Genomic DNA, 23,951 nt, shown 5'->3' with positions numbered 1-23,951 from the left:
CCCCGACACCCGCCCCGCACACGGAAAGGCCGCGCCCCGCATGGGAATCCGGTCGGAGCTCCAGGTCGTCCGCCACATGCTCTTCCCCCGCGCCCGCGGCACCACGCCGACCGAGCGCATGGAGTCGTACTACGGCCCCACCGTCCACGCGTACGACGCGTTCCGTGCCGGCGACCGCCTGCTGCACGCGCGCGGGGCCCTCTACGGCAGGCTGCCGCTCCGGAAGGGCGACCACCTGGTCGATTTCGGCGCCGGCACCGCGACGGGCATCGAACGCCTCGGTGACGAACGGCGGCGGTTGTGCCGCCGGATCACCCTCGTCGACGCGTCGGAGTCGATGCTGCGGGTGGCCCGCGACCGCGCCGAGCGGCGCGGCTGGCACAACGTCACCACCGTCCACGCCGACGCCACCCGCCACCCCCTGTCCGACGGCCCGGCCGACGTCGTGGTGTTCTCGTACGCGCTGACCATGATCCCGGACTGGTTCGGCGCGATCGACCACGCCCTGTCGCTCCTGCGGCCCGGCGGCGTGATCGGCGTCTGCGACTTCCACGTCTCCGCCAAGCACCCGCCCGCCGGACTGGTCCGCCACGCGGCCTGGCAGCGGCTGCTGTGGCCGGTGTGGTTCGGCCACAACAACGTCTTCCTCTCCGCCGACCACCTGCCGTACCTGCGCCACCGCTTCGAGACCGTCCACTTGGAGCAGTGCCTGGCACCGGTCCCCTACGTACGGGCCCGCGTCCCCCACTACGTCTTCATCGGCCGCAAACCCGCCGCCGCCTCCCCACACCCCGCCGAGGAACCATGCGCCTGCTCCTGATCCGCCACGGCCAGACCCCCGCCAACCTCGACCACACCCTGGACACGGCCGAACCCGGCTCGGCCCTGACCGACGAGGGACTGCGGCAGGCCGCCGCGCTGCCGCACGCATTGGCGGGGGAGGACATCGGAGCCCTGCTGGCCTCCAGCCTGCTCCGCGCCCGCCAGACCGCCGCTCCGCTCGCCCGCGCGCTCGGCCTGGAGCCGCTCGTCCGCCGGGAACTGCGGGAGCTGGAGGCCGGGGTGTGGGAGGGCCGCCGGGACGCGGACGCCGTCAGGTCCTACATGTCCACGGCCGTCGCGTGGGGGGCCGGGCGCACGGACGTCCCCATGCCCGGCGCCGAGGGCGGCGCCGCCTTCCTCGCCCGCTACGACCGCGCCGTCGCCGAGGCCGCCGCGCTGGGCGCGCCGACCGTCGCGGTCGTGGCGCACGGGACCGCGGTGCGGGTGTGGACGGCGGCGCGGGTGCGGAACGTGTCGGTGGAGTTCGCCACCGCCCACCCCCTGCCCAACACGGGCGTCGTGACCCTGGAGGGCAGCCCGGAGGAAGGCTGGACGGCACGGTCGTGGACCGGCACGCACCTGGGCCAGGACGCCCCCACCGCCACCCTCAGCGGCTGACCACCCGCTCCGCCGCGAGCTCCCCGGCCGGCCCCCGGACCGGCGGACCGTCCTGTCCGTCCGCACGTCGGCCGGGGCGCCGCCGCCCCGGCCACCAGTTGGCGCGGCCCGCCAGGGCCATCAGCGCGGGCGCCAGCACCAGCCGGACGAGGGTCGCGTCCACGACCACGGCGACCGCCAGGCTCACCCCGACCACCTTCAGCACCACCAGCCGCGAAGCCGCCAGCGCGCCCATGACCACCACGACCACGACGGCGGAGGCGGTGAACAGCCGCCCGGTGCGCCCCACGGCGGCGGCCACCGCCTCCCGGGTGTCCGCGCCCGCCTCGTACGCCTCCACGGCCCGGCTCAGCAGCAGCACCTCGTAGTCCATGGACATGCCGAAGGCCACGCACAGGACCAGCACGGGAACCAGGGCGTCGGTCACCCCCGTGGGCGTGAACCCGCCGAGCACGCCCCGCAGATGCCCCCGCTGGAAGACCAGCACCATCGTGCCGAACACCGCCGTCAGGCTCAGCACGTTCAGGACGAGGGCCTTCACGGGCAGCAGGACGCTGCGGGTGTACCCGCCGAGGACCACCAGCGTGGTGAGGGCGACCACCGCCAGGGCCCACGGAAGCCCTGCCCGGACGCTCTCCTCCAGGTCCGCCAGCCATGCCTGGGTGCCCCCGACCACGGCGGGGGCCGGCGCGGGCGAGGCCCGTACGGCGCGCACCACGGCGGTGCCCTCGGCCGTCTCCGGGCCGACGTCGGTCACGACCGTCAGGCGCGCCCCGGCCGGGGACACGTACGGACCGTCGCCCGGGGGACCGGCGAGGCGCCCGAGCCGGTGGGTGCCCGTCGCCGACTCGACGCGCACGACATGGGGCAGCAGCGACAGCCGCAGGGCGTACGCGTCCACGGCCGCCCGCCCGGCCGGGAGCCGGTGGCGGGATCCGGACGCGGGCAGTACCACCTGGACGGGGTGGAGGGCGGGATAGTCGAAGTCGCGGCGCAGGACGTCGGTGGCACCGCGCACGTCCGAACCGGCCGGCAGCGCACGGTCGTCGAACGTGCCGAACCGGACCCCGGCGAAGGGCAGCACCAGGGCGATCAGCACCGCACCGGCCAGGACCGCCGCCACGGCGGGCCGGCGCGTCACCGCCCGCGCACACCGCCGCCACCGGTCGCCGTCCGCTCCTCGGGCGTACCGGAGCGGGCGCGGCCGCTCCTCGACCCGCCGTCCCAGCAGTGCCAGGGCCGCCGGCAGGGCGGTGACGCTCAGCCCGGCACCCAGGGCCACGACGGCGATGCCCCCGTACGCGAGCGAACGGAGCATGGGCAGGGGGAAGACCAGCAGGGCGGCGAGGCCGCAGCTCACGGTCAGGGCCGAGCACGCGATCGTACGGCCCGCCGCGCGCACTGCGGCCCCGAGCGGATCGGCGGCGGCCCGGTGACGTTCCTCGCGGAGCCGGGTGACGAGGAGGAGGGCGAAGTCGACCGTCAGGGCGAAGCCGAGGGCCACGGTGATGTTCAGCGCGATCACGGACACCTCGGTGACGCGGGCCAGCACGTGCAGCACCGATCCGGCACAGACCACGGCCGTCAGCGCGACCAGCAGGGCGAGCCCGGCCGGCGTGAGGCTGCCCAGGACGACCGCCAGCACCACCGCCGTCAGGGCCACGGCCAGCAGCTCGGTGGTCCGGAGGTCCTCGCGGCTCTGCCGCTCGATGGCCAGCCCGACCGCCGTCGGGCCCGTCGCCCGGACCCGCAGGGGCCCCTGGCGACCCGTCAGCCGCTCCAGTACGGGCTCGACGTCCCGCAGCGCCGACTCCTCCGTGGTCGCGATGTCCAGCAGCACGAGTGCGGACCGGCCTCCCCGGCCCCGCAGCGCGGAGGGCCGGTCCGGCCAGTAGGAGCGGACGGACACGACCCCGGGCAGCCTCCTCGCCCGCTCCGTCAGCAGGGTTCCGGCCCTGACCGCCCCGGCGTCGTCCACCGACCCGGCCACGGTGGCCACCAGCGTGGCCGTGGGCGTGCCCGCCCCCGGGAACCCGGCGGCCAGCAGGGCCTGGGCCCGGGCCGCCTCCGCACCCGGAGCCGTCGTGCCGCCATGGCTCAGCCGCCCGCCACACACGACCGCGGCCAGGACGGCCAGGAGCGTGCCGCCCAGGACCAGCGCGAGCGTACGGACGGGGAACCGGATCGCGTACCCCCCGAGGACGACCGGCCCGCCGCCCCCGGCCGACCGCCACCTCACGGCCGGCGCCGTGCGCGTGGCGCGTAGGTGTCGACGTAGACCTGACCGGACAGCCGGGACACGTTCTGCATCAGCAGCAGGGTCAGCTCCCGCAGGACCGCCGTGGTCGCGAGACCGTCCGGGCGCCGCTCCCGGGCGAGGAACCCCTCGTACGGCAGGGGAGGCCCGAAGCGGACGGTCACCGGGTGCGGGCGCAACCCCGAACACCCCACGGGCTGTACCCGGTCGGTGCCGACGATGCCGAACGGCACCAGCGGCGCACCCGAGGCGAGGGCCATGGCCGCGGCCCCCGACCGGCCCCGGTGGAGCCGGCCGTCGGGGGAGCGGGTGCCCTCGGGGTAGACGGCCAGGCCGGCGCCGCCGGCCAGGGTGGCGGCGGCGAGGGCGAGGGACCGGCGGGCGGCGGCCGGCCCGCCGTCGCGGTCGACCGGCAGGAAGCCCAGCCCGGCGCACCAGGCCCGGGACAGCAGTCCGCCGGGAGAACGCGTACGGAAGTACTCGGCCTTGCCGAGGAACACCAGCCGCCTGGGCACGGCTGCCATCAGGAAGAAGGTGTCGCAGGCCGACAGGTGGTTGCCCGCGAGCAGGGCCGGCCCGTCGCGCGGCACGTGTTCGGCCCCCTCGACCCGCAGGGGGCAGAGGGTGGAGGCGGCGAGGCGCATCACCGCCCGGGTCCCGGCGTAGACGAGCACCGTGCTCAGCCCGCCCGGGCGGCGCCGGCCCCGCCCGCGTCGCGGACGAGGACCTCCACGGCCTCCCGCCAGTGCCCGGCCAGAAGCGCCGCGTCGGGAACCGAGGCGTCGGCCGTGAAGGAGCACACCGCCTCGTCGCGCCACAGGGCGAGCACGGGCTGGTACGGGAAGTCGGCGGGCAGGCAGTTCAGGCCGGTGAGCCGTACGGCGGGCCGGCCGGCGAACCCCAGGTCGGCGGAGGTGGTCAGGACCGTCGTCTGCACGCCGGTCCGCGCGAAGATCCGATCGGACACCGCCCTGGTACCGCCCACCCCGAGCCGGCCCAGCGCATCGCCCAGGGCCCAGCGGGTCGCGGGTTCGCGGTAGCGGCGCGTCTGCCGCGACAGCAGCCGGGCCCGGCGGGCGAGGTCGGGCTCGTCGTACGGGACGTCGAGGAGGACGACCGAGAACCGGTTGCCCGGGTAGGGGCCGCGTTCCGTGCGGGTGAGGGAGACGGGGACGGCGATGCCGCGCGGCCGTCCCCGCTCCGCGGTCCAGCCCGTCCGGTCCGCCCGCTGCGCGGTACGGGACAGGGCGCTCAAGTGGACGTCGAGGACCGAGCAGCCGAGGCGGCGTGCGGTCGACCGCAGCAGGTCCACGCTCACCGAGGCCGTGGACAGCACCCGCCGGCCCGCGCGGGGGCCCGGCGTGAGGGGGGTGCTCGGCGCGGGCAGGAACAGCCGCAGCGAGGCCGCGGCCTGGCGCGCCTGCGCCGGAAGCCGGGCGGCCAGGGGAGGGGCGGCCGGGCGGCCCGCCGGAGCGGTACCGGACGCGGGGAGGCCGCCGTCCTCCCCGGTCCGTTCCTCCGCGCCGAAGAGGACGGGCAGGATCCGGGCCATGCTGACGCCGTCGTGCAGGCCGTGGTGGCCGCGGTAGGCGAGCAGGTGACGGCCGGGCTCGTGGCCGTGGACCAGCCAGACCCCCCACGGGCGTCCCACGCCGGGCACGGGGGCGTCGAGGAGGGCGTCGTACGGCCTCGCGCCGGGCGCGAGACGCAGTTCCCGGACTCGGTCGCCGGGGTCGCAGCCCCCGTCCGCGGCCTGCGGAAGCCCGGCGGTCCGCCGCAGGACGTGCTCGCGCACCGCGTCGAGCCGGGGCGGCGGGCCCTCGAACTCCAGCGCGGCGCCGATGTGCAGGTAGTGCCCGGAGCCGGTGCGCTCCATTTCCCAGATGATCTGGTCCAACGCCGGGTAGGCGGCGTTCGGCACGGCCATCGTGCTCCTCTCGTCCCGGGGTCGCGCGGCTAGGGGGTGCCCGGCGTGAGGTCGGGCCAGGTCAGGGTGGTCGCGGCCCAGGCCAGGCCGGCGCCGAAGGCGGCGACGGCCGTGCGCTGCCCGGGCAGGAGCAGGCGGCCGCGGTGGGCGTGGTCCAGCAGCAGGGGCACGGACGCGCCGGTGGTGTTGCCGACGTGCTCGATGTTCGACAGCCACCGCTCGCACGGAACGCCCAGCCGGGTGGCGAGGGCCCGCGAGATCCGGGCGTTGGCCTGGTGGACGGCGAACCGGTCCACCTCCTCCAGGGCCCAGCCCGCCCGCGCCACGGCTGTCGTCACCGCGCCGCCCATGCGGTCGAGGGCCTGCCGGAACACCTCCCGGCCGTTCATCCGCAGATAGGGGTCCGGGGCGTCCGCGGTGTACCGGTAGCGGGTGAGCGAGCCGCCGGCCGGGAGCCGGATCAGGTCCGCCCGCTCGCCGTCGCTGCCCAGGACGAACGGCCCCAGCGCGCCCGGTTCGCCGGCGTGGCCGGCCCGCAGGACGACGGCCCCGGCCCCGTCGCCGAAGATCGGCGAGGTGGCCCGGTCGTCCGGGTCCAGCACCGCCGACATGGTGTCCGCGCCGATCACCAGGATCCGCTCGCAGGTCCGGGCGCCGATCAGTCCGGCGGCGACCGACAGGGCGTAGACGAAGCCCGAGCACGCCGCCGACACGTCCAGGGCGGCCGCTCCGGTGAGTCCGAGCCTGGCGGCGACCTCGGGGGCGCTCGCCGGGCAGAGCCGGTCCGGTGTCGCCGTGGCGAGCAGCACGGCGTCCGCCTGCCCGTGGCCCTGCGACTTCAGCGCCCGGGCCCCGGCCTCCACCGCCATGGTGACGGTCGCCGTCCCGGGTTCGGCCCGACGGCGGCTGCGTACGCCGGTGCGCTGGTGGATCCAGTCGTCGGTGACCCCGAGCCGGGCGGCCAGGACGTCGTTGCCCACCACGTCCGGAGGCAGCCACGATCCGACCCCGCACAGGACGGCCGCGGGGGGCTGGGGCCCCGTCACCGAGTGGTGGACGGCTGGACGTGGCGCTCCAGGAACGCGGCGACGTCCCCGACGGTCCGCAGGGCGTAGAGCCGGTCCTCGTCCAGGGTGACGCCGAGTTCGTCCTGGACGATGAGCACCAGCTCGGTGACGGCGAGGGAGTCCAGCCCCGCCTCGTCGGCGGTGGCCTCCGGCCGCACCCCGTCGGCCGGCAGCCGGAGGCGTTCGACCATGATGTCCCGCAGCCACTCGTACATGGACCTCTCCTCTGATGGACGTCTGTTGGACGGATCCCTTGCGGAAGAGAAGCTTCCATATGGCGCGGTGAGATGGCCGGCGTGGCGGCCGCCCAGGACACGGCAACCGCGAGAACAACACGAACGGCGGAAGGGCCGTCCGTGCCGCCGCGCCGAAAGGGGGCCCACTCCGGCCTCCAACCCACCTGGCCTCGCCGCCAGTTGGAGGGGGCCGTCGCGAGGCCGCGGCGCGCGCGAGGACACCGCCCGACGTCAACGCGCCGCGCGGACGTTACCGGTTAGGGGGCCGGCGTTCATGTCACCAGGCGCAGCGACGTGTCCGCGATGCCCAGCCGTACGCTCTGCCCCCACGTCAGTTCCAGGGCGTCGGCCTCCATCCCGTCGCCGAAGACGACGATCCGGTCCGATTCCACGGTCAGCCGCAGCCCCTGACCGCGGCCCAGTTCACCGGAGACCCTGGTGGTTCCGGTCGTGGGGGAGGGCCAGGCCTCGCGTACGAACCACAGGAGCCGCCGGTCGCACGGTGCGGGCAGCTCCTCGGTGCTGCCGCGCTCCAGCCACAGGGAGCGCAGCCAGCCGGTCGCTCCCGTCCCGGTGCCGACCAGGACCCCGGAGGACGCCTGGGCCTCGCCCGGGTCCTCCTCGCCGTCGGCGCCCAGGCGGTAGCGGGCGGTCTGGTGGCCGGGCGGGCCCAGGTAGATCTCGTTCAGCGCGAGGAGGCGCTGGGTGTCGTCGGCGACGGCCTCGACCATGGTCAGCTCCTCCGCCGGAACCCCGGGACCGGTCGCGGCGTGCAGCAGGGCGGCCGTGTCGGAGCTGCGGTGACGGACCAGGACACCCGGGTTGCGCCCCGGGTCGGTGTCGATGCCCACCACCGGCTGCCCGCGGAGGTACTTGGCGGCGTTGGCGACCAGGCCGTCCTGCCCGGCCACCACCACGACGTCCTCCGGGCCGAACAGGAAGCGGTCCAGGTCCGCCCGCTCCACCCTGCTGCTGCGCCAGGTCAGTGGCACCGCGGCCGCCACTTCCCGCAGGGCCTGTCGCGTGCGTTCGTGGCGGCGGACCACCTCGTCGACGGAGCGGCCCCGGCTGGAGAGGAAGAACGCGGCCTGCCCGTGCGTCCCGTGCCGCGCGAGCAGTTCCTCGTACTCGGTCCTGCGGTGCACGAGTACCGCTCGCGGGGCCAGGCTCACTCGGCCGTCCCGCCGTTCGGACGCCCGAGCCGGGTGAGGAGCCCGGTGAGGACGTCGGGGGAGAGGGTGAGGCTCTCGATCCGGGGCAGGTTCTCCGCCAGCCGGGTCGCCGCCAGGGCGTGCAGCGTGCCCGGGCCGGCCTCGTCGTGCACCCGCAGCCAGGCGGCCTGCGCCTCCGCGCTCGCCGCGCCCGTCTCGCGGGCCGCCTCGGCGTCCGCCCGGGCCAGGCGGACCTTGCGGGCCGCCTCGGCCTCGGTCCGTACGGCGTCCGCGGCGGCCTTCTCCTCGGCCTCGCGACGGGCGTTGATGCCGCGCTGGTCCACCAGCTGTTCCTCGCGGCGGGCCAGCTCGATCTGGCTGGCCAGCTCGTTCTCGGCGATGGCCCGCTCGCGCTCGACGGCCACGGCCCGCCGCTCGTACGTGGCCCGGTCCGCCTCCTGCTGGATCTGCTCGCGGGCCGGGGTGCGCAGGGCGCGCTCCACCTCGGCCTCGGGACGGATGGCCACGACCCGCACGGCCACGACGTCGATGCCGGTGTCCGGGAGCCTGGGCTCGGCGGCGAGACCGCCGGCGACCCGCTGCCGAACGGATGCGACGCCGTCCACCAGGGCGGCGGCCAGGGGAGTGCGGGCCAGTACGTCCAGCGTGTGCTGCTGCGCGGTCTCGGTGAGGAGGGTGGCGATCTGCTCCAGGGGCGCGCCGCGCCAGCTGCCGGTGTCCGGGTCGACGGAGAAGTCGAGCCGGTCCGCGGCCGCGGCCGGGTCGCTGATCCGGTAGGTGACGGTGGCCTGCACGGTGACGTCCTGGAAGTCGGCCGTGCGGGCGTGGAAGGCCATGGCCAACTCCCGGTCGTCGACCGGAACTTCGGACAGCGCCGCGGACAGCGACCGGTACCAGAAGCTGAGCCCCCGGCCGTCGTGGACCAGCCGGCCGCGCCTGTGGTGACGGATGTGGGCGGTGGGCGCGGAGCGCAGATGGCGCCAGCCCAGGCGCCGCGTGATGTCGGCCATGAGGGACCCCCTTGATTTCGTCAGTGCGACGATAAGCGGAAGATCGCCATATCGTCAAGAGGACGAAAAGGGGTCGGCGTCATGGGTGGGTGCAACCGTCCCGGGGTGCTTCGCGTGATTCCTCCCGTAGGGATGATCCATGGTGAGGAGACGATGTGAAGCGCGTGGCAAGCCGTCCGTCCCGGCGTGCGGTCCTGGCCCTCGGCACCGGGGGCCTGGCCGCCCTCGGCCTCGGCACCGCCGGTTCGGCGTCCGCGGACGTCCGGCCGGCCCCGGATGCGGGCCCTGTGCGCCGGCTGCGGGACATGGAACGGGAGCACGGCGCCCGCCTCGGCGTCTACGCCCGCAACCTGGTCACCGGCCGGACGGTGGTCCACCGGGCGGAGGAGCTCTTCCCGGTCTGCTCGGTGTTCAAGCCGCTGGCCGCGGCGGCCGTCCTGCGGGACCTCGACCGCGACGGGGAGTTCCTGGCCCGCCGGATCCACTACACCCGGGCCGAGGTCGAAGCTGCCGACTGGGCCCCCGTCACCAAGGACCACGTGCCCGACGGGATGACGGTCGAGGCCTTGTGCGCGGCCGCGGTCAGCCAGAGCGACAACCTGGCGGGCAACCTGCTCCTGCGCGAACTGGGCGGCCCGACCGCGATCACCCGCTTCGCCCGTTCCCTCGGCGACCGCGTCACCCGGCTCGACCGGTGGGAGCCGGACCTGAACTCCGCCGAACCCTGGCGCACCGAGGACACCACCAGCCCGCACGCCATCGGCGAGACGTACGCCCGGCTGCTGCGCACGGACGCACTGCCCCGCAAGGACAGGGACCGGCTCACCGGCTGGCTGCTCGCCAACACCACCAACACCCAGCGGTTCAAGGAGGGCCTGCCCGGTTGGACCCTCGCCGACAAGACCGGCGGCGGCACCGCCTACGGCGTCGCCAACGACGTGGGCGTGGTCTGGAGCCCGGCCGGTGTGCCGGTGGTGATGGCGGTCCTGACGACCAGGCCGCACGCGCCGCAGGGGCCGAACGACGCCAGGCTCGTCGCCGACACGGCCCGCCTGCTGGGCGAGGCCGTACTCGGCTGAGCCCGCAGGTCCGGGCTCAGCGGAAAGCGGCGATGTTACGGGCGGCCCAGTCGCTGAAGGGCCGCGGTCCGCGGCCCAGGACCCGGTGCACGTCCGGGCTGATCCGCGGTTCGGCGGCGTTCGGAGCGCCGATGACGTCCAGGGTGTCGTCCGCGAGCTCCGGTGGGACGAAGCGGGTCATGGCGGCTTTGCCTCCTCGCGGGTCAGTTCGTGGAAGCGCACCGGCGCTCCGAGCGCGGCGGCGACGGCTCCGGCCTGCCGGCGGCGACCGTCCCCTGCGTGCGGACGGACTCCGCCCAGGCCAGTGCGCACCCGTCGGCTGCTGCCGCCCGGCGGAGCGTCACCGCTGGAGGCTCATTCCCCGTTGAGCCAGCCGCATACGTAGTACTCCTGGTCCGCGTCCCGCTCGATGATCCATTGGTTGAGGATGTCGCCCGCGAGTGTTCCGGTCTCGGGGTCGCGCCGGGTGATCTTCGCCTCCACGCTGAGCTGGTCCCGGTCGGGTGGGATCTCGTAGTGCTGGAGTTCCCAGCGGTCCACGTAGTAGCCGTTGAGGGCGAATCCGAGCAGGGTCGAGCGCAGGCGGGGGCAGGTGCCTCGGCGCAGCGAGGTCATGTCGTGGTCGGCGAGGCCGTTCATGTAGAGCGCGAAGACCCGCTCGATGGCCTGGCGGTCGAGGGGAGTTCGGGTCGGCCTGAGCGTGGGGGGCGGTGTCGGGCTCGGACTCGGGCTGGGGGTCGGTCCGGGGACGGACGGGGTGGCTGAGGCGACGGGGGAGGACGAGGAGGGGGACGGCCGGGTGGGCCCGGTGGAGCCGATCGCGCCGGTGCGGCCGGTGGCGCCGGACGAACCGGAATCCGGTAACCCCCAGGGCATCACCATCGCGGCGACCGCGACCGCCGCCAGGCCGCCCAGCAGGTACCGCCGCCGGGCGGGACGCGCAGGACGGGCGGGGCCGGCGCCCGGCTCCCGGCCCAGCCGCAGGGTGGACGCGGACGCCGGCGCGGGTTCCGGCCGGGACGGCTCGGCTTCGCCCGCCGGTCCGGCGAGCAGGTCGTACGCCTCCTCGGCGGTGAGGCGTTGCGCCGGCTCCTTGCGGAGGAGGCCGGTCAGCACCGGGGCGAGCTCCCCCGCGCGGACGGCGGGGGCGGGTTCCTCGGTGGCGACGGCGACGAAGACGGCCCAGGAGCCGGAACCGGTGAACGGGGGGTGCCCCTCCACGGCGGTGAACAGCGTCGCGCCCAGGGACCACAGGTCGGATTCGGCGGTTGCCGCATGCCCGCGCATCTGCTCGGGCGCCATGTAGACCGGGGTCCCCATCAGGGCCCCCGACCGGGTCAGACCGGGCTCGCCCTCCACGGCGGCGATCCCGAAGTCGGTCAGCACCACCCGGTCGCCTTCGAGCAGGACGTTGGCGGGCTTGATGTCCCGGTGGACGACGCCCATGGCGTGCACGGCACGCAGCGCGTCCAGGACCTGACGGCCGATCATGGCCACGCGGGCGGGCGGAAGCGGGCCGTCCTCCTTGACCAGTTCGTCGAGGGAGCGGCCGTGGACGAGTTCCATCACGATCCACGGGCGGCCGTCGCCATCGGCTATCCGGTCGTGGACGGTGATCACCCCCGGATGTTTCAGCCTGGCGGCCGCGCGCGCCTCGCGGTCCACGCGGGCGATCCACGCATCCCGCCCGGAGGCATCGAGGTCGTCGGGGAGCCGCAGCTCCTTGAGCGCGACCTGCCGGCCGAGCTGCTCGTCCTGGGCCCGCCAGACGGTCCCCATGCCGCCCCGGCCGAGCGGTCCGGCCAACCGGTACCGGCCCGCCAGCAATGGTCCGCGATCATCAGTCACGACGGGAACCTAACCCAAGGCCCCGGGTTGTGCGAACGCCTGTGACAGGAGGAAGTTGGGGCCGAGCCGGGCCTGCTCGTGCCGGTCAGTCGATGCCCTCGATGATGCGGAAGTCGCGCGCGAAGCCGTCGGGGAGGGCGACCAGCGCCTTCTGGTATGACTCGCTCTCGTATGCGGCGGCCGCCTCCTCGAAGCTGTCGAACTCGATCAGAACGACGCGCTGCGCGATTCCGTCCTCGTGGGCCACGACTCGACCACCCCGGGACAGGACGCGCCCACCCGCAGCCCGCACAGCCTGACCGGCCAGCTCGTTGTAGGCAGCCAGCGCCTCGGGGTCGGAAATGACGGGGTAGACGCTGACCCAGTAGCCCTTGGCCACGGGAAACCTCCTGTGTTCGGCATTCGGATTGCTCGATCCCGACGACGGCCCAGGGGGTTGAGGTCCCCACAGGGCTCCGTCGAGGTCGTGCCTCGATCCTTGCCGTTCGACCCCGCCCCGGGCCACGTCAGAAAGGTCAGCCTTCGACACATTCTCGCCAGGCTCAAGCACGGCGGCCGGCCCCGGACATCGACTGCCGAGCCGCCTACTGCGGCGCCCTGGCCGCCAGGCGGTCGCCCGGTCGGGTGGGGCGGGGCAAGGCCATGAGGTGTGCCGGCGTCGCGTCCGGACGGGCGGAGCCGTTCGCGCGCGCGGCATGGGCATCGGCCAGGGCGTCCGCCACGGCGTCCACGAGCCGGTCGCCGGCGTCCGCCCGGCGGGCCAGCACGACGCGGCTCGGCGGGTGTCCGTCGACCGGGACGAATGCGATGCCCGGGCGCGCGTGCCTGCGCGCGGCCCCGGCCGGCAGGAGCCCGGTCACCCCGTCCCACACCACCGCGTGCAGGCACTCCTCGGCGGAGGTCACCACCGGGCCGGGCGTGTCCTCGTCGGCGGCGAGCCAGTACGTGCGCCACCGCGCGTCCGTTCCGGCCGGCAGCCGGAAGCGCGGCCGCCCGGCGAGTTCGCCCACGTGCAGGCGCGGGCGCACGGCGAGCGGGTCGTCTGCGGGCAGTGCCGCCACCAGGGGCTCCGTCCCCAGCTGACGTATGGTCAGCCCCGAGGTGTCGAAGGGGAGCCGGGTCAGCGCCAGGTCGACCCGCCGCTCGCGCAGCCCTCCCGTCGGATCGGTCACGGGCGCCTCGTGCAGCCGGACACGCAGCCCGGGTCGGGTACCCCGCAAGACGGCGAGGGCCTCGGCGCCGGCCTCCAGGCCCGCGCCGGCCACCGTGCCCAGGACGACCTCACGGACGGACTCCGCCGCACGCACCAGCTCGCGGGCGCGCTCCGCCCGCGCCAACAGGTCGCGCGCCTCCGGGAGAAGAACTTCACCGGCCGCGGTCAGACGCGCCCCGGTCGGGATCCGCTCGAACAACCGGCACGCCAGGTCCGCCTCCAGGTCGCGGATCCTGCGGCTGAGGGGTGGCTGGGCGAGATGGAGCCGCATGGCGGCCCGGCCGAAGTGGCCCTCCTCCGCCACCGCCACGAAACAGCGCAACGCCCTCAAGTCCATGACCAGCCACGATACCGACAACGGCACCGCCCCCGCGCAACCGGTCTTGGACGCGGCGGCGGGATCCGAGGTGAAGTGGAGCCGTCCCCCCCCGCACAATTCCGTTCCCCACACCCCCCGGGCCACCTCAGCCCCCGTCGCTCACCCCGAGGAGTACCCATGTACGCACACCCCGACGACCTCCACCGTGCCCGTTCCGTCGGCGCCGCCGCCGCGCCCGAGTTCGCGGCCTGGCTCGCCTTCCAGAACGCCGTCGACCGCGAGGACGGCGCCGTACCGCGCCGCTACCGCGAGCTGATCTCCGTGGCGGTGGCCCTGGTCACCCAATGCGCCTACTGCCTCGACGTCCACACCGCGGCCGCCCGCCGGCACGGCGTAACCGCCGAGGAACTCGCCGAGACCGCCTTCGTCACCGCCTCCGTCCGGGCCGGCGGCACCCTCGCCCACGCCCTCCTCGCCGACCGCCTCTACGAAGGCCACGTTCACGCTGCGACCCCCACCCACTGACGTCGGCGGCACGTGGGTGGTCCTCAGTGCTTGCTGGCGCCGTGGCGACTCACCCCCTTCCGCAGACGGGATTCGTGATGACCACCTCGAACACAGGATCACCCGCCACCACCCCGCCGAGCGCGACCACGCCGGCGGGTACGTCGCCCGCGATCGAGGTGGACAAGGCCATGCTGGACGGCGCGACGCCGCGCCCCTGGTGCACCCCCGAGCGCCCCTTCGCCGCCCTTGATCGTCCTCGGAGCAGTGCGGTGAGGTGGTGCCCGGATGGCGGCCCGACCGGGTCTCCGGCGACTCGAAGATCAGGGGCGGCATGACGGACGCTGACAAGGGCACCGTGGCACCGGACACGAACGCCGACACGAACGCGGGCCCGAACACGGGCACGGACCCCACAACCGCTGCGGGCAGCCCGGCCTGGGGGCGCGCCGTGGTCATCGGCGGCGGCTACGCGGGCCTGCTGGCGGCCCGGGTCCTGGCCGACCACTTCGCCGAGGTCCTCGTGCTGGAACGGGACGCGGTCGACCGCACGACCGGTGCACACCCGACCGCGCCGCAGTCGTACCACGCGCACGCGATGCTGGCCAAGGGCGCCCAGACGCTGGAGCTGCTCTTCCCGGGCCTGCGCGCGGAGCTGGAGCGGCTCGGCGCGCCCGTCTACGACTACGGTGAGCGGATCAGCTTCCTCCTGCCCACCGGCTACGCCGTGCGCGCCGCCACCGGAGTGCGGATCCAGTCCTTCACCCGCGACGAGCTGGAACGGCGGATCCGGGCCCGGGTGCTGGACCTGGCGCAGGTTCAGGTGCTCGGCGGGGCCCGGGTCCTGGGCCTCGTACGCGGCCCGGACGGCCGGATCGGGGCGGTCCGGTACCGGACCGGGCAGGGCGGGGAGCGGGAGGTCACCGCCGAACTGGTGGTGGACGCCTCCGGGCGCACCACCTCGATCGACGAGTGGCTGGGCGAGGCCCGGCTGCCGGCCTCGCCGAAGAGCACGGTGAAGGCGAAGATCACCTACACCACGATGGTCTTCGACCGCACCCCCGAGGAGAAGGACTACGACCTCGCCTACCAGATGACCTTCGCCCCCTCGGTGCGCCGCGGCGGCGCCATGCTCGCGGTCGAGCACGGCCGCTGGGTCTGTTCGCTGTTCGGCTTCGAACAGCACCCCCCGACCGACCCGGACGGCTTCCTGGAGTACGCGCGCAGCCTGGACAACCCCCTGCTGGCCGAGCAGATCGCCCGCCGCAGCCGCCACGACGAGTTGCACCGCTACACCAACCCCGGCAGCACCTGGCGGCTGCACCACCGCAACCCCGGCTGGCCGGAGGGACTGATCGCGATCGGCGACGCGCTCTGCGTCTTCAACCCGGTCTACGGCCAGGGGCTGACCGTGCCCGCCATCGAGGCCGAAGCACTCGGCTCGCTGCTCGGCCGCCGCCGCTCCACGGGCACGGGCCTGGCCGGCCTGAGCCGGGAGTACCTGCGCACGGCGGCCCGGATCATCAAGGTGCCGTGGTCCCTGTCCACCACCTCGGACCTGATGTGGAGCCCGGCCGGCCAGCCCCTGGCCGCCCGGTTCGCGCACTGGTACAACCAGCAGGTGTTCGCGCTGGCCCGGCACGACGCCGACGTGTGGACCCGTTTCGTCAAGGTCGCCAACATGACCGCCCCGTCCTCGCTGCTGATGCACCCGTCGGTCCTCGCCAAGATCGCCCGACGGGCCGTCACCCGCCGCCCGGAACCGGCGCGCTGACGCCGGGCCGCACCCTGTTCAGCGGGACACGGCTCGGTCGATCAGGTCGTGGGCCGGCGTGGTACGGGCGTAGAGGACTTCCTTGCCCAGGCGGTGTGCGGTGAGGAGTCCGGCGTCCCGCATCGCGGTGAGGTGCTGGGAGACCGCGCCGGAGGTCAGGCCGGTGCGGGCGGCCAGGGTGGTGGTCGTCGCGGGCTGGTCGAGGAGGGACAGCAGCAGGGCGCGGGAGCGGCCGAGCACCTTCGCCAGTGCCGCGTGGGGCGGTGCCGCCCCCTTGCTTTCCCACAGGGTCGCGACGCCCCGGACGGGGTAGCGCAGGAGGGGTTGCCAGCCGGGGGCGGTCAGCGAGAACACGCGCGGGTGAGCGAACACCGACGGTATGAGCAGCATCCCCTGCCCTTCCAGGCGCACGTGCGCCGTACGTTGGCGGCGTCGGCGTACGTGCAGGGTGTCGTTCTGCCAGGTGATGCCGGGGTCGAGGTCCTCGAAGAGGCCGCGGGCGCCGCTGGTGGCCATGAGCCGGGCCCGGTGCAGGACGTCGCCGTCGAGCAGGGCCCGGATGCGGGGCCAGTACGGGGCGATCGCGATGGCCCAGTAGGCGCGGACGAGCCCGGCCAGCTCGTCGAGGCGGCCGGCGGGGTCGGGGTGGTGCAGGCCGCAGGCCGCCAGGCCGGCCTGGACGCGGTCGTGGGGCTGGGCGCGCAGGGTCGCCAGTTCCAGTTCCAGATCGGGTGCGTGGCTCACCGGGGGCGGGCAGACGAACGCGGCGATGAGACCCGGTGTGATCAGCTCGGTCAGCGGGCGCAGGTCCAGCCCCGTCAGTCGCGGGCGTACGGCCCGTTCCCAGGGATGGTGCAGCGGGTGCTCCGCGGGGAAGGAGAGGACGCGCAGACTCGCGACCGCCTCCCACAGGGGAGACAGGGCGAACCGCGTGTGGGCGAGCTCCGCCGCCGAGTACTCCAGTCTCAGCTCCATTCGGCCAAGGCTAAATCGTTCACGCCGTTCACGAGGCCGGGGCGAGAGTCCGGGTCATGCTCCTCTCCACCGACCGGGACTTCCGCCGGATCTTCGTCGCAGACGCCACCAGTAAATTCGGGACCCAGATCAGCGCGCTCGCGCTGCCGTTCCTGGCCCAGTCCGCACTCCATGCCGACCCGGCGCAGGTCGGCCTGCTGGCCACCCTCACCACCCTCTCCTTCCTCCTCGTCGGACTGCCCGCCGGCACCTGGATCGACCGCCTCCGCAAACGCCCCGTCATGATCGGTGCCGACCTGATCCGTGCCGGCCTACTGGCCTCGGTCCCGCTGGCCTGGGCGTGCGGGACGCTGACCCTCACCCACCTGTACGCGGTGGTCGGGCTGATGGGTGTCGCCACGGTCCTCTTCGACGTGGCCCATCTCAGCTACGTGCCCCACGTCGTCGGCAGGGACCGGCTGCTCGCGGCGAACACGGCGCTCGTCAGCCTCAATTCCGTCGCCGACGTCTCGGGCCGCGGCGCCGGAGGCCTGATCGTCCAGGCGGCCGGAGCACCGCTGGCCCTCCTGCTCGACGTGGCCAGCTACATCGCCTCGGCCCTGCTGACCGCCCGCGTCCGCCGCCCCGAACCCGGCCTCCCCAAGCGCGGACGCGCGCCGATGCTGCGGGACGTCGGCGCAGGCCTGCGGTTCGTGCTCCGCCACCCGCACCTGCGACCGATCGCGCTCGAAGGCGCGCTCACCAACCTCGCGATCCAACTCGCCGTCGTGTCCCTGCTCATCACCCTCGCCGACCGGCCCGGCACCGCCGGGCTCTTCCTGGCCGCCGGCGGTCTCGGCACCCTCGCGGGCTCACTCACCGCACCGCTCCTGCGCCGCGCCCTCGGCCCCCTCCGCTCCCTGTGGCTCCCGGGCCCGCTGCTGGCCCCGTTCGCCCTGGCCATCGGCCTGCACGACCTGCGGCTCGCAGGCGCCGCCTGGGCGATCACGCTGGCCAAGACGGGCGTGGACAACGTGCTGCGCGTCTCCTTCCGGCAGCAGGCCACCCCACCGGAGCTCCTCGGCCGCATGAACGCCACCTTCCGCTTCCTGCTCACCGGTGCCCTCGCCGCGGGCGCGGCCCTCGCCGGCCTGATCGCCCAGACCGCCGGCCCCCACACCGCCCTCTGGGCGGCCGCGGGACTCCTCTCCGTCCGCTGGGTCCTCACCCTCCCCCTCGCCGCCCGCCACCCGACGCACGACCACGTGACTCACGGAAGCTGAGGCACGGAGAGTCCCACGGCCCTCAGGTGAAGGCGATGGCCGCGCCCGTCGAGATCGAGAGTTTCGCCGCGTGGAGGAGTTGCAGGCATACATAGGACTCGACGCCGTAGCGACGCCACCCCTCAGTGGCCGGCTTCTCGGCATCGGCGGCCTCGAAGACCTCTTCGGAGTGCGGATCGAGGTCTTCTGGAAGGCCGAGGGCTTCAGCGAGTCGGCGGGCTTCCTCCAGCAGGCGCACCGAAGAGCCGAGATAGCCGCCCCGCGCCTTTTTGTCCACGATGACCTGGGCGAAGTCGACCGGGACGTAGTAGCCCTCGCAGTCCGAATGATGGACCAGATGGTCGAACGGTCCAGGAGGATCACTCGGGAGAGCCTCGTACACCTCACACAGGAGCGGGTCGTCAGTCGCCCGTCGGTCGCCGTCCAACGGCTCGGGCAGGCGCCCGCCCGCTGCAAGGTGGACAGCGAGACGGCGAACGGCGTGCAGGCCCGAGTAACCCCACGCCTCGAACTCCGCGCCCTCCTCCTCATCGAGGTCTGGCTCAGCCCACGGTCGCGCTCCCGCACGCTCCAGTAGCTCGCCGATCGCGACGAAGTCGGCGCGGACCATCTCGGTGTGGTCGGCGTCCTCGGCGTCGACGAGGACGCCGACCACTATGTTCAATCCCATGGCCCGATCTTGCCATCGGCGATGTGAACCGCGGATACGCGGTCCTCTCGATCGGGGCTCAAGATCATCCCATGGCGGGCTGGTCAGAAGGCGGGCAGCCTCGGTGCGCAGGGGGCTGCCCGGGCTGAGGGGTCCAGGGCCCGTTCGATCAGCCTTGTCGAACACCCGGTCGTTGAGCAGGAGCTCACGGGTGAGCCCGGATCGCAGACGACCCAGACCCGCTGGGGACCGAACCGGACCTCGACGACTTCCCCATGGGCGGCGAGGCCTCCGAGGAACCCCAACGGCGAGCGTACGAACGCCCCGAGATGGCTGACCACCGGCAGCCCGCCGGGGGCCCGTCCCGCCGATCCCGAGGTCACCGCGACTCCGCCCGTACGAGGCCGACCGCCGTGTCGGCGGCAGGCCGGGGCCCGGAACACTGACCGGTCATCTTCCCTCCCGTCCCACTCTGCCCAGCCGCCGCCGCTCTGAACACGGGAGCCGGGGGCGTCTGCGGCGTGGCGGGTTTTCGGCCCGGACGCCGTCGGGAGCGCCGTGCGCCTGGGGGCACGGCCACATCTCCTGCGCATGGTGCGCAACCGATCCGCCGTCCTGGATGTCACAACATGCAGGAGCGACCAACTCCACTGAGCGCAGGGGGAAAACACGTGCGACTCACCCGTTCCGTCCTGACCACCTCCGCATTCGCCGCCCTGGCCCTGGGCGCCACGACCGCGCTTGCGGCGCCCGCCACCGCCGCACCCAACACCACGCCGCAGAAGGTCTGCGGAACCGCCTACAAGACCGTGAACTCGGCCGCCATCGGCTCGCTGGGCACCGTCTACCTGACGTACAACGCCTCGAACGGAAAGAACTGCGTCGCGACCATCCGCAACAACCCGGGTGCGGCGGTGGACATGGCCCTGTGGATCGAAGTCCCCGAAACCCGGGAGCGGGGCGAGGACTTCGGCCGGTACACCTCGTACGCGGGGCCGGCCTACGTGTCCGGCAAGGGCCACTGCGTCGACTGGGGTGGGGGCATCAGCAACGTGCATGTGCAGGTGTACAACTCCAACTGTGGCGCGCTCAAGGAGCGCCGGGCCACCGAGGTCCGCTGACCCGGCTGGGTGCCGGCCCGGGTACTGCAGCTATCGAGGGGAGCCCTGGGCGATGCGCTGGTGGAGGGCGTCGATTCCCTAGGATCGTGGCGTGTCCCCCTTTTCCCTCGAACGCACGCCCCTGCTCGCCCCCGCGGAGGCGTGGCGCAGGCTGACGGACTGGCCCCGCCACGCCGACGTGGTCCCGCTGACCGGGATCGAGGTGCTCACCGCGCCGCCGACCCGCGAGGGCACGCGTTTCGTGGCCCGGTCGGGCATCGGACCCGTGGCCGTCGACGACATCATGGAGGTCACGGTCTGGCGCCCGCCGGTGGGCGACGAGCCCGGCCTGTGCCGGCTGGAGAAGCGTGGCCGGGTCGTCCTGGGCTGGGCGGAGATCGAGGTCCGGCCGGGGCCGGGGGGCCGCAGCCGGGTGGTGTGGCGGGAGGAACTGCGCATCCGCTTCCTGCCACGCCTCTTCGACGGAGTGGTGAACCGGACGGCCCGCCTCATGTTCGGCCGCGCGGCGAACCAGCTGCTCAGGAAGGCCTGAACGACGGCGGGTCTCAGGCGGCGAACCGATGCAGTGCCCCTGCCGGGTCGCCGTATCGCAGCGCCGAGTCCGCCCCGCCGTTCAGTACTCCTCGTCGGGGTAACCCCAGTCGATCCTCGGCTTCGCCTTCGGCGCCACCGCGGTGACCGTGGTGGCGAACAGCCCCTCGAAGTGCGGGCGCCAGAGGTAGAAGCGGGAGATCCCGAGCGGGAAGTCCGACTCTCCTGAGACGAAGTACGAGCCGTCGTCGTCCACGGCCACACCGAGGCTGACCTGGAGGTGGATGGACTCCTCGCGGAGCAGTTCCTCCACGGCGCTGACGATGGCCGTGGCTTCGGCCTCGTCGGTGACGTCGGTGACGGTGAAGGCGAGATCGATGTTGACGGACATGGCCACAGGCTATGCCTCCGTACTCTCGCCCAGGCACCGGGGGCCGGGGCTGCCGTGTGCCGTGCGGCGCGCACGAGGTCCTTCCCCATGCGCAGGAACGGCGGCAGGGACGGCCTGCCCGTACAGCCGCTCCGTGCGCATCCCGCCCAGCACCGGCCGGATATCCCTGCCCTCCATCCTGGCCTGCCCGCCGCCGGCCGGATGACCTCCGCAGGAAGGCGGGCGTGTTTCGGCCCCCGCGCCCGCTTCCGGGGGTGAGGATGCACCAGTCCGATTCCCTCGCCCGCGCCTCGACGGAGTGCTTCGTGCTAGAACGCAAGCGGCTCAAGGGCCGCACCCAGGTCACCTTCGTCCTGCCCGCCGACCAGCCGGCCGGCCCGGTCAGCGTGGTCGGGGACTTCAACCACTGGAACCCCGCCGCCCACCCCCTCGCCCCGCGCGGGGACGGTACCCGGGCCGCGAGCGTCACCCTCCCCGCGCACACCAGCCACGGCTTCCGCTACCTCGCGGCCGGCGACTACTGGTTCGACGAGAGCGACGCCGACGACCACGACGGCACCAACAGCCGCCTCCACACCTGACCCCGGCCGCGCGCGCCGAGCCCGCGGGCGGCACCGAGTGGACGTACTCGGCGGCGCGAGGCGGCAGGGCCGGCTGGGCCCCTGATTGGGCTCGTTCGGGGTGTGCCGCGCCCGAGCCGGGGCACGTGCGGCCCGGGAGGGCACCCATAGAGGGGTTCCCCACCGCCGGGGCCGGCCACCCGAGAGGCCGGCCCCGGCTCCGCAGTCCCGAAACCAGGAGGTTGAGCATGTCGCAGGTCAAGGAGTCCATCGAAGTCGGCGTCCCGGTCCGCACCGCCTACGACCAGTGGACGCAGTTCGAGTCGTTCCCCCAGTTCATGGACGGCGTCGAGCGGATCGAGCAGCGCAGTGACACCCTCACGCACTGGGTGACGAAGATCGGCGGGGTGGAGCGGGAGTTCGACGCGGAGATCACCGCGCAGGTCCCCGACACGAAGATCGCCTGGGTCACCGTCGGCGGCGAGACGGAGCAGTCGGGCCTGGTGACCTTCCGGCCCATCGACCCCGCCCATACCGAGGTGACCTTGATGATGGACTTCGATCCCGATGGGATGGCGGAGAACATCGCGGACAAGTTCGGCTTCGTCGACCGGCAGGTCAAGGGCGACCTGAAGCGGTTCAAGCACTTCATCGAGGACCGCGGCACCCCGACCGGCCAGTGGCGCGGCCAGGTCTGACCCCCAGGCCGCTGCCTCGTCGGGCCCCGGGGCCGCGCCGAGGCAGCGGCGCCGGCCTCCCGCCCTGACGTCACCGCCCCGTTCGAACGGGGCGGTGCCTTCGCGACCGGCCGGGTGGGGGCCGCGGTGGGCTTCAGAGTTCGGGCTGGTGTTGGGGGTCGATGACGAGCAGCCATTCGTCGCCGCGGGTCTCGACGGTGTAGCCGGCGTTGCGGAAGGCTGCCGCCAGGGCGAGACCGAAGGCCCGGCGCAGCCCGGGCGGGTCCGCCCGGCCGTTCTTCCGGGTGCGGCGGGGGCCGCGTCGCCGTACCCGCAGGCGCGTGATGTCCTGGGGCATCCAGCCGACCATCACCCCGCGGGCGTGGAGCACCGTGTGCACGCCCTCGGAACCGGCCGCGCGCGCGGGAAAGCCCGCCTCGTCGAGCACCGCGCGCACCGCGGCGAGGAACTGGGTCTCATGATCATGCACGGCCGTACTGTAGGTCCTGTCCGCCGCCGGTCCGCGCAGGCCCGGCGGGGGGACACCGGCCTGCGGGACAGCCCTGACTCCGGTCGGCCCCATCCACTGCCTGCGTGCAATCGTCGGAAGGCGCGCGGAGCCGGACGTCAGCGGCGGCGCCGCGCCCCCGATTCCAGCCGCAGCCCAGCCTCGCCCGCGGGCTCTTGGACCGGGACGGCCGTGCCGGTGACGGTGAACGCGACGTCCATGCTCCGGCACATCCGCTGCGCGCGGGCCACCGCGCTGAGCGTGGCGGGGCCCGGTTCGCCGGGGGGCAGTTCGAGGAGGACCTCGTCCGGGCGGTGGGCCGCGACGAGTGCTTCGACCTGGAGGGCGGCCGCCGCCCGGTTGGTGATGTCCAGGTCCTGGTGGAACTTCACTCTGAGTGTGCCGCGGTCGAGAGTGTGGCTGATCAACATCCGAAGCCTCGCAAGAGCCGGGGCGGGGCAGCCCGCCGAACCCATGACGCCCGCCTCCAGGATGCAGGCACAGGCGCCTGAAGGCCTGTCGTCGGCCCGCGCACGACGTGGCTGCCCGTGGCCGGGCAGGGGACATGGGACAGGACCCGGCCGGTGATGGTGACTACGGGGTGGCCGGGTCCTGCGTGTGGGGGAGCTACGACGCGCGCTGCTCAGAGCTCTTCGTCGCGCATGTCGTCCTCGTCGCGTTCGCGCCGCATGTCGTCCTGACCGCGCCGCCTGAGTTCGTCCGGGCCCTTCCCCCGCATCCGCTCCTCGCTGTCCCCGGGCTGGACGGGGTCCTGGCCCGGACGGCTCATGCGTTCCTGCTCCTCGCGGCCCTTGCCCGGTTCCTGGCGCTTGTCCTTCATTCCGCCCATGTCGGCGACTCCCTTGTGACGGGTGGTGGGGGGGTTCCCCCCGCCACGATGCCACCACCCGTGACATACCGCATCATTTACGTCACTCTCCGTGCCGGAGGGGGGCGCCGCGCAGGGGTGTCAGGCGGTGGAGATACGGCTGAGGGTGTCCTGGAGGAGCCGGATCGCGTCTTCGGCGTCGGCGTACTGCCGGGCTTCCGCGTGGACGGTGCCGAAGGCGGGCCCGCCTTCGGGGGAGAGGGCGCGCCAGTGCAGGACGGGAGTGAGGGCGGTGACCGCCGCGCCGAGGAACCAGGCGAGCCGCCCGTGGACGCGGGCGAGGGAGATCGCCAGGACGGCCAGCCCTCCCCGCAGCCGCTCCAGCCGGTCGACCTCGCACAACGCCTCTTGCGCGTGCGGGGTGCCGATGGCGGTCTGGAGGTCGGCGGCGGCCTTCGCCGCGAGGGCCCGGTCGGCGCTGGTGGGGGCCCATACCTGGTCGTGGATCTGCTGTTCGGCTTCCACGATCAGCTGCTCGATGCTCGTCCGCATGTCCATGCGAGCACCCTAGGCCCTCGCCACCGGCCGGTGCGGCCGCCGGC

Annotated in this window: 27 protein-coding genes and 1 pseudogene; 10 read left to right on the top strand and 18 right to left on the bottom strand. The window is 74.1% G+C overall.

The features are described from left to right. The first annotated feature begins 40 nt into the window (after positions 1 to 40). Entirely contained in the window at positions 41 to 820 is a 780-nt protein-coding gene (locus tag ACFY0O_RS19630) for a class I SAM-dependent methyltransferase (protein ID WP_388947982.1), read from the top strand. After that, complete coding sequence (locus ACFY0O_RS19625; protein ID WP_388947980.1) at positions 805 to 1,440, top strand: histidine phosphatase family protein; 636 nt, start codon at positions 805 to 807, stop codon at positions 1,438 to 1,440. Before ACFY0O_RS19630 ends, ACFY0O_RS19625 begins: the two co-directional genes overlap by 16 nt. Here the strand turns inward: ACFY0O_RS19625 and ACFY0O_RS19620 are convergent. The 7 genes from ACFY0O_RS19620 to ACFY0O_RS19590 all read right to left on the bottom strand — a co-directional run bounded on the left by ACFY0O_RS19620 (position 1,430) and on the right by ACFY0O_RS19590 (position 9,109). Continuing rightward, the gene (locus ACFY0O_RS19620) at positions 1,430 to 3,679 is read right to left on the bottom strand and encodes an MMPL family transporter (protein WP_388947978.1); all 2,250 of its coding nucleotides are present in this window, start codon (positions 3,677 to 3,679) and stop codon (positions 1,430 to 1,432) included. The two genes, ACFY0O_RS19625 and ACFY0O_RS19620, sit on opposite strands and share 11 nt — an antisense overlap. Beyond that, on the bottom strand, positions 3,676 to 4,371 hold the full coding sequence (locus tag ACFY0O_RS19615; protein WP_388947976.1) for a lysophospholipid acyltransferase family protein: 696 nt from the start codon (positions 4,369 to 4,371) through the stop codon (positions 3,676 to 3,678). Before ACFY0O_RS19615 ends, ACFY0O_RS19620 begins: the two co-directional genes overlap by 4 nt. Positions 4,372 to 4,376: 5 nt before the next feature. Further along, the gene (locus ACFY0O_RS19610; protein ID WP_388947974.1) at positions 4,377 to 5,624 is read right to left on the bottom strand and encodes a hypothetical protein; all 1,248 of its coding nucleotides are present in this window, start codon (positions 5,622 to 5,624) and stop codon (positions 4,377 to 4,379) included. A 29-nt stretch (positions 5,625 to 5,653) separates the two neighbouring features. After that, complete coding sequence (locus tag ACFY0O_RS19605) at positions 5,654 to 6,670, bottom strand: beta-ketoacyl-ACP synthase III (RefSeq protein ID WP_388947972.1); 1,017 nt, start codon at positions 6,668 to 6,670, stop codon at positions 5,654 to 5,656. After that, the gene (locus ACFY0O_RS19600) at positions 6,667 to 6,906 is read right to left on the bottom strand and encodes an acyl carrier protein (protein ID WP_388947970.1); all 240 of its coding nucleotides are present in this window, start codon (positions 6,904 to 6,906) and stop codon (positions 6,667 to 6,669) included. Before ACFY0O_RS19600 ends, ACFY0O_RS19605 begins: the two co-directional genes overlap by 4 nt. Positions 6,907 to 7,199: 293 nt before the next feature. Continuing rightward, positions 7,200 to 8,099, bottom strand: coding sequence for a hypothetical protein (locus ACFY0O_RS19595; RefSeq protein WP_388947968.1), 900 nt, complete (start codon positions 8,097 to 8,099; stop codon positions 7,200 to 7,202). Then, positions 8,096 to 9,109 carry an SPFH domain-containing protein gene (locus ACFY0O_RS19590; RefSeq protein WP_388947966.1) on the bottom strand — a complete coding sequence of 338 codons (1,014 nt, stop codon included), beginning with the start codon at positions 9,107 to 9,109 and terminating at the stop codon, positions 8,096 to 8,098. The genes ACFY0O_RS19595 and ACFY0O_RS19590 overlap by 4 nt, the downstream gene beginning before the upstream one ends. Positions 9,110 to 9,264: 155 nt before the next feature. On the opposite strand from ACFY0O_RS19590, the gene bla reads away from it, so the two are divergent. Further along, positions 9,265 to 10,188 carry a class A beta-lactamase gene (bla, locus tag ACFY0O_RS19585; RefSeq protein ID WP_388947964.1) on the top strand — a complete coding sequence of 308 codons (924 nt, stop codon included), beginning with the start codon at positions 9,265 to 9,267 and terminating at the stop codon, positions 10,186 to 10,188. Between the two features lie 16 nt (positions 10,189 to 10,204). Here the strand turns inward: bla and ACFY0O_RS19580 are convergent. From ACFY0O_RS19580 to ACFY0O_RS19565, 4 genes and pseudogenes are all read right to left on the bottom strand, one after another. After that, a pseudogene (locus ACFY0O_RS19580) lies at positions 10,205 to 10,452 on the bottom strand (NmrA family transcriptional regulator); the annotation flags it as partial. 90 nt (positions 10,453 to 10,542) lie between these two features. Continuing rightward, positions 10,543 to 12,036 (bottom strand): serine/threonine-protein kinase, encoded by a 1,494-nt coding sequence (locus ACFY0O_RS19575; RefSeq protein WP_388947962.1) that lies wholly within the window; start codon positions 12,034 to 12,036, stop codon positions 10,543 to 10,545. Between the two features lie 85 nt (positions 12,037 to 12,121). Next, positions 12,122 to 12,415: a DUF1330 domain-containing protein gene (locus tag ACFY0O_RS19570; RefSeq protein ID WP_388947960.1), complete on the bottom strand. Its 294-nt coding sequence runs from the start codon at positions 12,413 to 12,415 to the stop codon at positions 12,122 to 12,124. A 205-nt stretch (positions 12,416 to 12,620) separates the two neighbouring features. Further along, on the bottom strand, positions 12,621 to 13,586 hold the full coding sequence (locus ACFY0O_RS19565; RefSeq protein WP_388947958.1) for a LysR family transcriptional regulator: 966 nt from the start codon (positions 13,584 to 13,586) through the stop codon (positions 12,621 to 12,623). A gap of 159 nt (positions 13,587 to 13,745) precedes the next feature. Between ACFY0O_RS19565 and ACFY0O_RS19560 the strand changes: the two genes are divergently transcribed. Together ACFY0O_RS19560 and ACFY0O_RS19555 are read left to right on the top strand one after the other, a co-directional pair. Next, positions 13,746 to 14,093: a carboxymuconolactone decarboxylase family protein gene (locus ACFY0O_RS19560; protein WP_388947956.1), complete on the top strand. Its 348-nt coding sequence runs from the start codon at positions 13,746 to 13,748 to the stop codon at positions 14,091 to 14,093. A 313-nt stretch (positions 14,094 to 14,406) separates the two neighbouring features. Further along, entirely contained in the window at positions 14,407 to 15,846 is a 1,440-nt protein-coding gene (locus ACFY0O_RS19555) for an NAD(P)/FAD-dependent oxidoreductase (protein WP_388947954.1), read from the top strand. An 18-nt stretch (positions 15,847 to 15,864) separates the two neighbouring features. Here the strand turns inward: ACFY0O_RS19555 and ACFY0O_RS19550 are convergent, their stop codons facing one another. After that, positions 15,865 to 16,821 (bottom strand): DUF5937 family protein, encoded by a 957-nt coding sequence (locus ACFY0O_RS19550; protein ID WP_388947952.1) that lies wholly within the window; start codon positions 16,819 to 16,821, stop codon positions 15,865 to 15,867. Between the two features lie 56 nt (positions 16,822 to 16,877). Between ACFY0O_RS19550 and ACFY0O_RS19545 the strand changes: the two genes are divergently transcribed. Next, positions 16,878 to 18,083 (top strand): MFS transporter, encoded by a 1,206-nt coding sequence (locus ACFY0O_RS19545; protein ID WP_388947951.1) that lies wholly within the window; start codon positions 16,878 to 16,880, stop codon positions 18,081 to 18,083. Between the two features lie 22 nt (positions 18,084 to 18,105). Here the strand turns inward: ACFY0O_RS19545 and ACFY0O_RS19540 are convergent, their stop codons facing one another. After that, complete coding sequence (locus ACFY0O_RS19540; protein WP_388947949.1) at positions 18,106 to 18,753, bottom strand: hypothetical protein; 648 nt, start codon at positions 18,751 to 18,753, stop codon at positions 18,106 to 18,108. Between the two features lie 650 nt (positions 18,754 to 19,403). Between ACFY0O_RS19540 and ACFY0O_RS19535 the strand changes: the two genes are divergently transcribed. Both ACFY0O_RS19535 and ACFY0O_RS19530 read left to right on the top strand, forming a co-directional pair. Then, positions 19,404 to 19,853 (top strand): spore-associated protein, encoded by a 450-nt coding sequence (locus ACFY0O_RS19535; protein ID WP_388947947.1) that lies wholly within the window; start codon positions 19,404 to 19,406, stop codon positions 19,851 to 19,853. A gap of 91 nt (positions 19,854 to 19,944) precedes the next feature. Continuing rightward, positions 19,945 to 20,385 (top strand): SRPBCC family protein, encoded by a 441-nt coding sequence (locus tag ACFY0O_RS19530; RefSeq protein ID WP_388947945.1) that lies wholly within the window; start codon positions 19,945 to 19,947, stop codon positions 20,383 to 20,385. A gap of 81 nt (positions 20,386 to 20,466) precedes the next feature. Here ACFY0O_RS19530 and ACFY0O_RS19525 read toward each other — a convergent pair whose 3' ends face one another. Further along, positions 20,467 to 20,775 (bottom strand): hypothetical protein, encoded by a 309-nt coding sequence (locus ACFY0O_RS19525; RefSeq protein ID WP_388947943.1) that lies wholly within the window; start codon positions 20,773 to 20,775, stop codon positions 20,467 to 20,469. Between the two features lie 305 nt (positions 20,776 to 21,080). Between ACFY0O_RS19525 and ACFY0O_RS19520 the strand changes: the two genes are divergently transcribed. Together ACFY0O_RS19520 and ACFY0O_RS19515 are read left to right on the top strand one after the other, a co-directional pair. After that, positions 21,081 to 21,356, top strand: coding sequence for an isoamylase early set domain-containing protein (locus ACFY0O_RS19520; protein ID WP_358894744.1), 276 nt, complete (start codon positions 21,081 to 21,083; stop codon positions 21,354 to 21,356). 227 nt (positions 21,357 to 21,583) lie between these two features. Beyond that, a complete protein-coding gene (locus ACFY0O_RS19515; RefSeq protein ID WP_388947940.1) occupies positions 21,584 to 22,033 on the top strand; it encodes an SRPBCC family protein in 450 nt (149 codons plus the stop codon). A gap of 133 nt (positions 22,034 to 22,166) precedes the next feature. Here ACFY0O_RS19515 and ACFY0O_RS19510 read toward each other — a convergent pair whose 3' ends face one another. The 4 genes from ACFY0O_RS19510 to ACFY0O_RS19495 form a co-directional block, all read right to left on the bottom strand. Continuing rightward, positions 22,167 to 22,502, bottom strand: coding sequence for a hypothetical protein (locus tag ACFY0O_RS19510; RefSeq protein ID WP_388947938.1), 336 nt, complete (start codon positions 22,500 to 22,502; stop codon positions 22,167 to 22,169). Positions 22,503 to 22,639: 137 nt separating this feature from the next. Further along, a complete protein-coding gene (locus ACFY0O_RS19505; RefSeq protein WP_388947936.1) occupies positions 22,640 to 22,912 on the bottom strand; it encodes a hypothetical protein in 273 nt (90 codons plus the stop codon). 251 nt (positions 22,913 to 23,163) lie between these two features. Continuing rightward, entirely contained in the window at positions 23,164 to 23,370 is a 207-nt protein-coding gene (locus ACFY0O_RS19500) for a hypothetical protein (protein WP_388947934.1), read from the bottom strand. Positions 23,371 to 23,490: 120 nt separating this feature from the next. Beyond that, positions 23,491 to 23,907 carry a hypothetical protein gene (locus ACFY0O_RS19495; protein WP_388947932.1) on the bottom strand — a complete coding sequence of 139 codons (417 nt, stop codon included), beginning with the start codon at positions 23,905 to 23,907 and terminating at the stop codon, positions 23,491 to 23,493. Positions 23,908 to 23,951 lie beyond the last annotated feature (44 nt).

The sequence above is a fragment of the Streptomyces sp. NPDC001594 genome (assembly GCF_042893675.1).
Classification (GTDB): domain Bacteria; phylum Actinomycetota; class Actinomycetes; order Streptomycetales; family Streptomycetaceae; genus Streptomyces.
Note: the sequence above shows the minus strand (reverse complement) of the source record. Positions and strands in the feature narration are given on the sequence as shown.

Bases quoted from the DNA above. Each gene is read 5' to 3' on its own strand.
- ACFY0O_RS19630 (WP_388947982.1), top strand. From the start codon at position 41: ATGGGAATCCGGTCGGAGCTCCAGGTCGTCCGCCACATGCTCTTCCCC.
- ACFY0O_RS19625 (WP_388947980.1), top strand. From the start codon at position 805: ATGCGCCTGCTCCTGATCCGCCACGGCCAGACCCCCGCCAACCTCGAC.
- ACFY0O_RS19610 (WP_388947974.1), bottom strand. From the start codon at position 5,624: ATGGCCGTGCCGAACGCCGCCTACCCGGCGTTGGACCAGATCATCTGG.
- ACFY0O_RS19600 (WP_388947970.1), bottom strand. From the start codon at position 6,906: ATGTACGAGTGGCTGCGGGACATCATGGTCGAACGCCTCCGGCTGCCG.
- ACFY0O_RS19590 (WP_388947966.1), bottom strand. From the start codon at position 9,109: ATGGCCGACATCACGCGGCGCCTGGGCTGGCGCCATCTGCGCTCCGCG.
- ACFY0O_RS19565 (WP_388947958.1), bottom strand. From the start codon at position 13,586: ATGGACTTGAGGGCGTTGCGCTGTTTCGTGGCGGTGGCGGAGGAGGGC.
- ACFY0O_RS19560 (WP_388947956.1), top strand. From the start codon at position 13,746: ATGTACGCACACCCCGACGACCTCCACCGTGCCCGTTCCGTCGGCGCC.
- ACFY0O_RS19555 (WP_388947954.1), top strand. From the start codon at position 14,407: ATGACGGACGCTGACAAGGGCACCGTGGCACCGGACACGAACGCCGAC.
- ACFY0O_RS19550 (WP_388947952.1), bottom strand. From the start codon at position 16,821: ATGGAGCTGAGACTGGAGTACTCGGCGGCGGAGCTCGCCCACACGCGG.
- ACFY0O_RS19545 (WP_388947951.1), top strand. From the start codon at position 16,878: ATGCTCCTCTCCACCGACCGGGACTTCCGCCGGATCTTCGTCGCAGAC.
- ACFY0O_RS19540 (WP_388947949.1), bottom strand. From the start codon at position 18,753: ATGGGATTGAACATAGTGGTCGGCGTCCTCGTCGACGCCGAGGACGCC.
- ACFY0O_RS19525 (WP_388947943.1), bottom strand. From the start codon at position 20,775: ATGTCCGTCAACATCGATCTCGCCTTCACCGTCACCGACGTCACCGAC.
- ACFY0O_RS19515 (WP_388947940.1), top strand. From the start codon at position 21,584: ATGTCGCAGGTCAAGGAGTCCATCGAAGTCGGCGTCCCGGTCCGCACC.
- ACFY0O_RS19500 (WP_388947934.1), bottom strand. From the start codon at position 23,370: ATGGGCGGAATGAAGGACAAGCGCCAGGAACCGGGCAAGGGCCGCGAG.
- ACFY0O_RS19495 (WP_388947932.1), bottom strand. From the start codon at position 23,907: ATGGACATGCGGACGAGCATCGAGCAGCTGATCGTGGAAGCCGAACAG.